This window comes from Skermanella sp. (assembly GCF_059503625.1).
Genome location: NZ_JCACHA010000809.1, coordinates 1 through 9,170, shown reverse-complemented (window position 1 = coordinate 9,170; position 9,170 = coordinate 1). Strand labels below are relative to the sequence as shown.

At 62.9% G+C, this 9,170-nt stretch carries 9 protein-coding genes and 1 pseudogene; 6 read left to right on the top strand and 4 right to left on the bottom strand.

The window, feature by feature from the left end:
• The 6 genes and pseudogenes from AC5JJ6_RS28805 to AC5JJ6_RS28780 all read left to right on the top strand — a co-directional run.
• Positions 1-485 (top strand): transposase (locus AC5JJ6_RS28805; RefSeq protein WP_496045353.1); only part of this gene is annotated, 485 nt, incomplete at its 5' end.
• A gap of 439 nt (positions 486-924) precedes the next feature.
• Positions 925-1,686, top strand: a complete 762-nt coding sequence (locus AC5JJ6_RS28800; RefSeq protein ID WP_496045352.1) for a hypothetical protein — start codon at positions 925-927, stop codon at positions 1,684-1,686.
• Positions 1,687-1,768: 82 nt separating this feature from the next.
• The gene (locus AC5JJ6_RS28795; RefSeq protein ID WP_496045351.1) at positions 1,769-2,017 is read left to right on the top strand and encodes a hypothetical protein; all 249 of its coding nucleotides are present in this window, start codon (positions 1,769-1,771) and stop codon (positions 2,015-2,017) included.
• A gap of 6 nt (positions 2,018-2,023) precedes the next feature.
• Positions 2,024-2,998, top strand: a complete 975-nt coding sequence (locus tag AC5JJ6_RS28790; protein WP_496045350.1) for an SDR family oxidoreductase — start codon at positions 2,024-2,026, stop codon at positions 2,996-2,998.
• A 210-nt stretch (positions 2,999-3,208) separates the two neighbouring features.
• Positions 3,209-3,343: a zinc-ribbon domain-containing protein gene (locus AC5JJ6_RS28785; protein WP_496045349.1), complete on the top strand. Its 135-nt coding sequence runs from the start codon at positions 3,209-3,211 to the stop codon at positions 3,341-3,343.
• Positions 3,331-3,521, top strand: a pseudogene (locus tag AC5JJ6_RS28780) (IS3 family transposase); the annotation flags it as partial. The gene AC5JJ6_RS28785 and the pseudogene AC5JJ6_RS28780, both read left to right, overlap by 13 nt.
• Here AC5JJ6_RS28780 and AC5JJ6_RS28775 read toward each other — a convergent pair.
• The 4 genes from AC5JJ6_RS28775 to AC5JJ6_RS28760 all read right to left on the bottom strand — a co-directional run bounded on the left by AC5JJ6_RS28775 (position 3,517) and on the right by AC5JJ6_RS28760 (position 7,969).
• Complete coding sequence (locus AC5JJ6_RS28775; protein WP_496045348.1) at positions 3,517-3,819, bottom strand: hypothetical protein; 303 nt, start codon at positions 3,817-3,819, stop codon at positions 3,517-3,519. The pseudogene AC5JJ6_RS28780 and the gene AC5JJ6_RS28775 overlap by 5 nt on opposite strands.
• Positions 3,820-3,910: 91 nt before the next feature.
• The gene (locus tag AC5JJ6_RS28770) at positions 3,911-4,924 is read right to left on the bottom strand and encodes a Gfo/Idh/MocA family protein (RefSeq protein WP_496045347.1); all 1,014 of its coding nucleotides are present in this window, start codon (positions 4,922-4,924) and stop codon (positions 3,911-3,913) included.
• 8 nt (positions 4,925-4,932) lie between these two features.
• Complete coding sequence (locus AC5JJ6_RS28765; RefSeq protein WP_496045346.1) at positions 4,933-5,937, bottom strand: MDR/zinc-dependent alcohol dehydrogenase-like family protein; 1,005 nt, start codon at positions 5,935-5,937, stop codon at positions 4,933-4,935.
• A gap of 187 nt (positions 5,938-6,124) precedes the next feature.
• Positions 6,125-7,969, bottom strand: coding sequence for a GAF domain-containing sensor histidine kinase (locus AC5JJ6_RS28760; RefSeq protein ID WP_496045345.1), 1,845 nt, complete (start codon positions 7,967-7,969; stop codon positions 6,125-6,127).
• Between the last annotated feature and the right edge of the window lie 1,201 nt (positions 7,970-9,170).

The following is a 9,170-nucleotide window of genomic DNA, read 5'->3' as shown; positions in this document are numbered from 1 at the left end:
GGCACCAGCGGTGCTGGTTTCATAAAAGTTCTAATGTTCTCAACAAGGTGGCGAAATCGCTCCAGCCCGCGGTCAAGCAGGACCTGCGGGAGATCTGGATGGCGCCCGACCTTAAGGCAGCGGAGCGAGCCCTCGATACCTTCGAGAAGAAGTACGGCGCCAAGTACTCCGGGGCCGTCGAGTGCCTGACCAAGGATCGCAATGCCCTGCTGGCCTTCTACAATTTCCCCGCCGAGCATTGGGACCATGTGCGGACAACAAACCCCATAGAAAGCGTGTTCGCCACGGTCCGTCACCGCACCGTCCGCACCAAAGGCGCGCTTTCCCAGGACACCGCCAAGCTCATGGTCTTCAAGCTCATCTCGGCAGCATCCAGAACCTGGCGACGGCTTCAGGGCGAAAACCAGTTGCCCAAAGTCATTCGGGGCGTCAAATTCCGCGACGGCATCGAGGTCAGCATGCCGACATCACAGAGCGCCGCCTGAACACTTCGTCACCCAAATTCCGCCATAGCTCGGGTGAGAGCTATGGCGTTGAGGTGGGGCTCGCCCTCACTTGCACAAAAAACCGGGGCGCCAAGCCTGGAATGCGACAACTGTCCATCGTTGAAAAACGGTGGATTAGAGTCACTTGAAATCCGTCATTACGTCGTGAAAACCTCTTGCTCCGCAATCTCGACCGGAGAGTGGTCACAGTCCTGACGAACAGGCGCCGACCGGCCGGCAGAGCACTTCTCATCAACGTCGAATTTGCGCCCTGCTTAAATCTCTTTGGCAGCCCGCGTGACGGCAAGTCATCGGAGCTGTTGGCGGCGGGTACTCCATTGATAGTCCGAGTTGGGAAATTGTTGGAGGCGGAGGACTGCTGAAGACGGGAAGCTCAACCATCCCGCTCGGCTGGCTTACAGGAAAGAGGACAGCCACCTTGGATGATGCATCGTTGTCGAACCACACTGAGGCGGAGACGCCCCGGATATCCGTCGATGATCAAGGTTCTCCTGGGCACGTTCGGGGTCAGCTGCCCAGGCTCCGTTTTTCACCACGCAAGGCTGCGGTCGCCAGTAAGCGGCCAAGCGATCTGGGCGGGCTTCTGAAGGTCGGCGCTGCAGCCGCACTGGCTATGGGTGGAGCTGCGGCAGTAGCTGCCCTGGCAGGAAGCGGCAACAGAAAGGCGCATGGCAAGGCCGCGCCAGAGGTGCAGGTTGGGCTGCCCCGGGAAACTGACCGGTCCACTGACAAACTGAATGTGGGCGAGGCAAGTCAGCTACATGAAAGCACCGCAACACGGTTGGAAGCCGGTGCAGCTCACCTGGCGGGGAAAGCCGCCGAAGAGGTTCATGTGCTTTGGACGGGGCGGGACAACCTTTCTCAGTCCATCGGGCAAGCGTCACGTGCAGCCGAGCGTTTTCTGGATTGCCACGACATCCTTGCCGGCAGCGGCGCCGCGAACTGGCAGGATTATCGCGGCTGCATGCGGCAGATCCTGCGGATGAACCTCGGACACCTGCAGGAGATGATGCATTGCCGCTCACCTGAAAGCCTGATCATGCAGTATGCCGAATTGACAGTTAATCAGGTCGATCTGACTCTTCAGACGGCAAGGCGCGTGGCGGATCGGTCGACAAGAGCTGCAAGCCAGGCGGCGCATACGATGGCTGGCAGGAAGGACCGTTTCAACGGCTCGTAAGCTGGAACAACGGTCCCATTCACAATTCGCCGTCGGCACTTTGCCACAGGCCAGTCGGTCCGTTTAGTCATGGAGATGCAGGATGATCCAGAATGCCGATAAGCCGGACTACAGCGCGGCCGACCGTACGGCGACGACATCGCAACCCTCCGGTTCAGTGCGTGACGAGAACTCTGTAGGCAAGCCTTTGCCCGGCGACGACAAGCTGGACATGGACCGCACCCCCGGCGATGGATCACTTCAGGGCTCGACGCCTGCGGGCTTGACGGTCAAGGAACTGCTTGAGCGGGCCGAAGACGCGGACGACCTGACACAGCCCGGCACGAGCTGACCGGCCATGAAGCACCTGAACGATCTCACGGTGGTGATCACCGGCGCTTCCAGTGGCATGGGATTGGCGGCGGCGCACGCATTCGCCCGGCGGGGTGCCAATGTGGTCCTGGCAGCCAGACGCCGGTCTCTTCTCGATATCGCTGTCCGTGAATGCCACAGCCTTGGCGGCAGGGCGCTGGCCGTCACCGCCGATGTCACGGACCCAGCACAGATGCGCGACCTCGTCCGCGCGGCGGAGCGGGAGTTCAACCGTATCGACGTGTGGATCAACAATGCCGGCATGAGCCTGTGGGGACCGTTCGAGGACATACCGCTGGCAAGTCAGGCCCGTCTGGTCGAAGTGAACCTTCTCGGCGCCATCAACGGGACCTTCGCCGTTCTGCCTCACTTTCTTGCCCACGGTGGACGCGGGATCATCATCAATAACATCTCGATCGGCGGCCGAATTCCGATGCCATGGGCCGCAACCTACAGCGCCACGAAATACGGCCTCGCCGGTTTCACCGATGCGTTACGGGACGAACTCGCGGCCCACTCCGATATCCGGGTCTGCGGGGTCTATCCGCCCTTCGTGGACACTCCTACCAATGTCCATTCGCCGAACTACACCGGCCGAGCCCTGCGCCCGGTGCCGCCGGTGGTATATCCCGAGCGGGTAGCCGAAACGATGGTGGAACTGGCGGTACATCCCCGCCGGTCCGTGCATATCGGAGCCGCGCATGCGCTGGCGGCACCTTACTGGATAGCGCCGGACTGGACGGGCAAGTTGGTCGCCGCACTGGGCAGGCGCTTCCTCCTGCAGTCCGGTCCGCCGGCACCGCCGTCGTCCGGCTCGCTGTTCGAACCTGTCATGGATAGAGGCCGTATTCGTGGCGGGTGGGGAGAGCCGGAACGCTCACGGGCCAAGCGCAACCTGGCGCTGGTGGCGCTGGCAGGGCTGAGCATACTGGCTGTCGTCCGGAACCGGTCCCAGGCTTAGCAGGATCGGCCGGCCTCTCGGCTTCGCCATGGCGGGCGCAATTTCAAGTTGTTGGAGGCAACCCCCGATGCCAGGCCGGCCAAGCGCCCGGAGGCGCGTTTCCTGAAACGGTAGCCGGACGGGTTGAGATTCGGTGCGTTCTCCCGGATTTCGCGCCGCAGGTCACGGCTCGGGAGGGTTCTGTTCTCCGTCAGATAAGGTGGACGTGTAATGAAGCCGTTTGAATGCGAGAGCTGCGATCATCGGCTGGGCTATGTGCCGGAAGTGAACAAGGTAACGGCCGTGGAGCCGGAAGGTGATCTGTGGCAGGCACTGGGGGCACCTGGCAGGCTTCGTCGTCTCTGACTGACTGGCGCCGACAGCGCGACGCCGGCGCCTTCGAGGCCCTGACGCCGGTCAGGAGAGGCCCGAAGACGGCCCCGGTCGACCCATTGGAAGCGGAGTTTTGGAAGCGGAGTTGACGAGCGCGCGCCGGGAGATTGCGCGGCTCGGGCAACGGCTGGAGCGCGCCGAGGCGATCATTCTTTCGAGCGGTGGAACTCCACGCGCTGAAACAGGGCGGCATCGGCCTCTATCGTGACGTTCCCGTATGACCGGCGGTTCCCGGTAGCGGGATCGTGCATGGCGACCGCAACGTAGGGATCGATCCTCACCTTCTCCAGCCCGATGCCTGCATCGCCGCACTCCTCGATCACCACGGCTATCAGGTAAGCTGCGGTCGCCGGCGAGTGGTTCCAAAGTTCCAGGCGCAACGGATCGGGCTCTTTCACGGCCTGAAGCGTGGCGGCGATCTTCAGGGCAAAATCCCTCAGCTCAACCATTGCGCCAGTCTCCGGGCATGATGCCGCCACGCCCTTTATCGTCCCGCATCCAACCGCCGTGAAGCCGTTCCGGCTTCGCGGCCGAAGGATCCTACCGCTGATAAATCCGGTCCAGTACGCAGGCTACATCGACCAGCCGCTCCGCCTCCGGGTCGAAACGCTCCCCCGCGGCCAGACGCTCCGCCCAGTCCGCCGCAGCACGCCCACCCCAGTCGTCCGGCGGCGCCGCAAGCGTTTCCCGGGCAGTGTTGCGGTACCGTTCCGCGATGAAATCGTAGAAGGAGCCGTCTACGTTGCGGAGCGCCACGCCGCCGTCCGTGCCGTAGAAAGTGGCGGAGATCATGGCATCGCAGCCCGCTTGCAGGCGCCATGAGCAGGCAAGCCGCATCGTGGCTCCCGTCGCCAGATCCGCTGTGGCAACCGCGTAATCCTCCACCCGGCCGGCGCGTCCGCCGAGCGGCTCACCGCCCGCGAACAGCTTTCCGGTGACATCGGAAACCAGCGGATAATCCAGTGTCCACAGCGCAAGGTCCACCAGATGCACCCCCAGGTCCATGACGCATCCGCCGCCCGAGAGCGCCGGATCGTAGAACCACGGTTTGTCCGGTCCGTAGGCGTTATGGAAGGTAAGATCCACCGCGTAGATATGCCCCAGCTCCCCGGAGCGCACCACCTCGCGAATACGGCGCATCCCTTCCGTGAAGCGGTATGAAAGGTCGACGCCAAGCAGGCGGTCGGCCCGCCGCGCCGCGCCGACGACGGCTTTCACCTCATCCGCCGTTCGTCCCAACGGCTTCTGGCAGAAGACCGCGGCGCCGCGCTCCAGCGCCCGTATGGACTGCTCCGCGTGCAGTGCGCTGGGCGTGGCGATCACCACCCCATCCAGGTCCATGTCCAGAAGTTCGTCCAGCGTAGCGACGAGCTTCGCGTCCGGTGCCGACCGCCCCGCCTCCGCCGCCGTTTCCGGCGACGGATCGGCTATCGCGACGATGTCGACCTTGTCCGTATTCAGGATCGCGTTCATGCGATGACGGCCGATCCACCCCACGCCCAGGAAGCCAAGGCGCGGGCGGGCCGCGTGAAATGCGGGCGGCGATTCAGGCATGATCCGCGTCATCGCATGGTAACCAGAGCCTTGAGGAACCCATCCGGCCGGTCGCGGGTCGCATCGAGTGCGTCGTCCAGCCGGTCCAGGGGAAAGGTGTGGGTATAAAGGGAGCTCGGGTCGAGACGCCCGGATGCCACCGCCGCGACGGCTTCCCGGATACCCTGCATATAAACGCCGCGGTCGCGCTCGTGCGCATTGATCACATCGAGGCCGCGCCAGTTCCAAAGCCACATGTTGACTTGGCGCGGCCCATCCTGGTGGTATCCGGCGACGATCAGCCGGCCACGCTCGCGGGTCAGCTCGGCAGCGAGATCGAGCGGCCACTGCTTGCCCACCGCCTCGATCACGCGGTCGCAGAAGACGCCGCCGGTCAACTCCTTCACCCGCTCGATGATCCTGTTATGGTCGTCCATCGGGATGGTCTCGGCGGCGCCCATGGCGCGGGCCACGTCCAGCGAGAAGGGGCGGCGCGAGATCGCGATGACCCGCGCGCCGGCGTCGGTGGCCAGCCGGGTAAGGATAGCGCCCAGGAAGCCGATCCCGACGATGCCGATCGTCTGTCCCGGTTCGATTTCGCTTCGGCGGAAGATGTTCATGGCGCAGCCGAGAGGCTCGCCGGGGAAAGGCTGCCCCGCGAGGCTGTCCGGCAGGACGACCACGGCGTCCGCATCGGCCAGATCGTACTCGGCATAGCTCTTATACGAGAGAGCCGCAACCCGGTCGCCGACCGATATGCCTTCGACCCCGTCCCCGACCGCGTCCACCACGCCCCATCCTTCGTGTCCGAGGGCGCCCGGTTCGGTGGGGAACTGCATCCAGTCCGGTCCTGACCACGGCGTCAGGTTGGAAGCGCACACGCCGCATCCCTCCAGCCGTACGCGCACCTGACCGGCGCCGGGATGGGGAAGCTCGGACTCCTTCACCTGGATTTGCCCGGCTCCGGCCAGAACCGCCGCACGCATCGAGCCCGTCGAGGCGACCTTCCCGTCCATCGTAGCACTACCCTTCAAATCCCTCTCCATCAATGCACACGGCACGGATAGACAAGGTCTGATGGGCCCATATGTTCATCATTGTGTCGCCGGCAGCGTTGCCGCGGCCATCGCTTCATGACGGCGAAGCTCTTTCCATCGGTGACAACCGCATCGCCGGTGCAGGAAACCGGGCTTCGGCCAAGCGAAGGATCAGGGCCTGCCGTCAGATCACATGCCTGGCGATATGACGCCAAGCCCTTGGTCCGTCGACCTGCCTCACCCTGCCGCCCGGCAAGCGCTCGGCCGGTAGCTTGATGTAGACGATCTTGCCTCGGTCCGGCTTGTTCTCTACCTGGATCGTCCCGCCATGCCGCTCGACCAGCACTTTCGCGACGAACAATCCCAGGGTAATGTCCTGCCGTCTCCGGGCCATGATGTCTTCGATACGATAGAGCGGGTGCAGGACGCTGGGGGCCACGTCGTGGATATTCCCGGAGCCGTCATCCTCAACCGCGATTTCCAGGGCCTCGCCGACTTTGCCGACCTTCACGGCAACGCGGCCGTTGTTCGCCGTGGATTTGACGGCGTCACTCAGAACGTTGATCAGCACCTGTTTCAAGCTTCGCCGATCGGCTGACAGGACAGGCAGCGGGCTTGGAAGGTCAAGCGTCAGCCGGTGCCTTGGCTCCCGCTGCGATAAGCGGACGGACTGGATCGCTTCATCGAGAACCGCGGCCAAAGCGACCGTTTCTTCGTGAAACTCTACCTGCTCCGCTTCAAGTCTCGCCATCTCAAGGATGCTGTCGATCAGTCCGAGAAGCTGCTGGCCGCTGCGAAAGACGGTGGCGCTGCCCTCCTGCCTGCGTGTACCAGGCAGACCGGGAACGGCGTCCTTCAAGATCTGCTCCATGCCGAGGATCGTGTCGAGGGGAGTTTGCAGTTCCTGGCAAACTGCGGCGAGGAACAGCGACTTCGCCCGGCTCGCCGTTTCCGCCGCATCCCTTGAGGCTCGCAGCTTGTCCTCGGCCCGTTTCTGGTCGGTGATGTCGTAGAGGCATCCCGCAAGGCGGACCGGCGCCCCATCCGCGCTCCACGTCGCCTGGGCCTTGATCCGGACCCAGCGTTGGCCGCCGTCCGGCAGCCGGAGACGGCAGGCGACATCGAACGGCTGACGGCTGGCCAGATGTCGATCGAGCACTTCCTCGACCCTCTCCCGGTCTTCGGAATGCAGGAGGTCGTTGAACGTCGTTCCTGGAACCGGCTCCTCTTCCGGTCTCAATCCGGCCATGGTCTTGAGAAGCGGCGACCAGTACAGCGTATCTCGTTCGATGTCCCAGTCCCAGATGCCGATATCGGCCCCCTGCACCGCCAGGGCATGCCGCTCCGCATCGCGTCGGAGAGGTTCATCAACCGGCCGCCGCAAGACGGCGACGGCCGCCAGTCTCGCCAGCCGCCGGGCGACGGCGACTTCCCTGTCATCCGGACGCCGCTTCTCTTCATGGTGGATGGCGAGGATGCCATGGACAGCGTCATCGGCCAGCAGGGGAAACGACCAGCATGTCCTGATGCCTTGGGAAAGCGCGAACTCGCGGAAGGTGCACCATGCGGGATCGGAGAAGATGTCGGCAACGGCCGGTGCTTCTTTCCCCACGGCGTCGGAGCGCCAAGCTTCGGCCGATGGGTCGAAAGGAATCGCATCAGCTGCCATCCCGTATCCGGCAGGCAGACCAGGGCCGGCCGCGCACCGCAGAGGACCGCCGTCATGGCCGGCAAGCAAAACCGAACAGCGGCCCCTCACGATCGAGACATCGGCCAGACGGCAGATGTCTTCGAGGATACCTTCCAGAGGATTCCCGTGTACAAGCGCGTCGAGGATCGATTCTTCGCCTTGTCCCAGGGGATCGCACCGTTTCGCACCGGCATCTACTTGCGTCCATCGACAGCTGGCATGATAGGAATGCCGGCGGGAGTCCTGGATGGCAGGCGGCGTGAAATCTGCTTTTTGCCGAGCCCCAACGTTGCTCGCCCAGATGAACTCTACGCGATCGTTGCCGACATTAAGCCCCATGATGGAGCCTGTCAAAGTGGCCCAAGCCGAGGTGTCCCGGTATGGCGATGGTCTGTCCATGGCTCCCCGAACAGGAGCTGGCGGTACTTCGGGGATGGCTCCGCATCGCATCGGAGGGGAGGTATCCCCGGCATCATCGAACAAGTATGGGGATTGTTCACGGACATTTGCAACGAACATGATGCTACCTAAAAACCAAATACACCTGAGGCATAAGATGTTTTGTCTTCAATAAATTAATAACTATTTACTTGAAGTGACAGCTAGAAAATAGACATATGTTTTCAGAAACCCTAGGAGAGGATTTCGCGGCATCTTTCGGCCGCAGGGGCGATCAAAGAGAAGATCGAGAACATCATGAAAATCAACATCTTAGTTTGGGAAGCTAAAATTTTCCTTTAAGGAGAGAGCGTTCCTAGCTTCGTCGCGTATTCACCTGAAAGTCATACAATAACCATCAGGGTTTTCTTTGCGCTAGGTTGGCGAGTAGCAGTTTCAGGAAGTATTCCTGCTACACTGCGACGGATTTTAGTCTTAGGCTGCATATGACTTATCGAGCCACGGGTCTCTCGTTTCGCAGGGAAGGCCGGTCTCGTTTTTCACCATGTCAGCCGTCGGTTCACGCAGGACCTTATCCCCGCGTCGGTGCCGCCGTTGCAAAGCGGCACGCCTACCAGCAGCTTCCGAAACGATCACTCGATCCTGGCACCGAACTCGTTCACGACCTTCGCCCATTTGGTAACCTCCTTCCGGACATAGCTTGCGAACTCGTCGGGCGTGGCCGGCCGCGCCATCGCCGTGATGACGGCCGAACGCGCACCCAGCGCTCCCGAGATCCCGACGATGCGGGAGAGCGGCTTGCCGGCCTTGGCGCCGAATCGGTCGGCAATACCCCCGCCGAGTTTGCCGAGGTCATCGCCTGCGAGGTGACGCGGTGGCGCGAAGTCGTTCGGACGACGGGCGTGAAGGTGGAGTGAGGCTGGTTGGGGCAGGGCCGGAAAGAGCGGAGCTTCAGGCGCATGGCGGAGGCAAGCGCATCGCTGGCCTCCGCCATGCGCTGCTGGGCGGCGTGATCGTATAGGAATCCATCCGCGTCTCTCCCGTTATCGGGCGTCTTTTCGAGCGTGTCGCCGGGCTTTCAGCCAAGCGGCCAATCGGCCAGCTTGCCCATGGGGTCGCGAGGCAGCGTCGCGCCGACGGT

Coding starts and splice junctions, on each gene's coding strand:
- AC5JJ6_RS28760 (WP_496045345.1), bottom strand. CDS start 7,969: ATGGGGCTTAATGTCGGCAACGATCGCGTAGAGTTCATCTGGGCGAGC.
- AC5JJ6_RS28790 (WP_496045350.1), top strand. CDS start 2,024: ATGAAGCACCTGAACGATCTCACGGTGGTGATCACCGGCGCTTCCAGT.
- AC5JJ6_RS28775 (WP_496045348.1), bottom strand. CDS start 3,819: ATGGTTGAGCTGAGGGATTTTGCCCTGAAGATCGCCGCCACGCTTCAG.
- AC5JJ6_RS28795 (WP_496045351.1), top strand. CDS start 1,769: ATGATCCAGAATGCCGATAAGCCGGACTACAGCGCGGCCGACCGTACG.
- AC5JJ6_RS28770 (WP_496045347.1), bottom strand. CDS start 4,924: ATGCCTGAATCGCCGCCCGCATTTCACGCGGCCCGCCCGCGCCTTGGC.
- AC5JJ6_RS28785 (WP_496045349.1), top strand. CDS start 3,209: ATGAAGCCGTTTGAATGCGAGAGCTGCGATCATCGGCTGGGCTATGTG.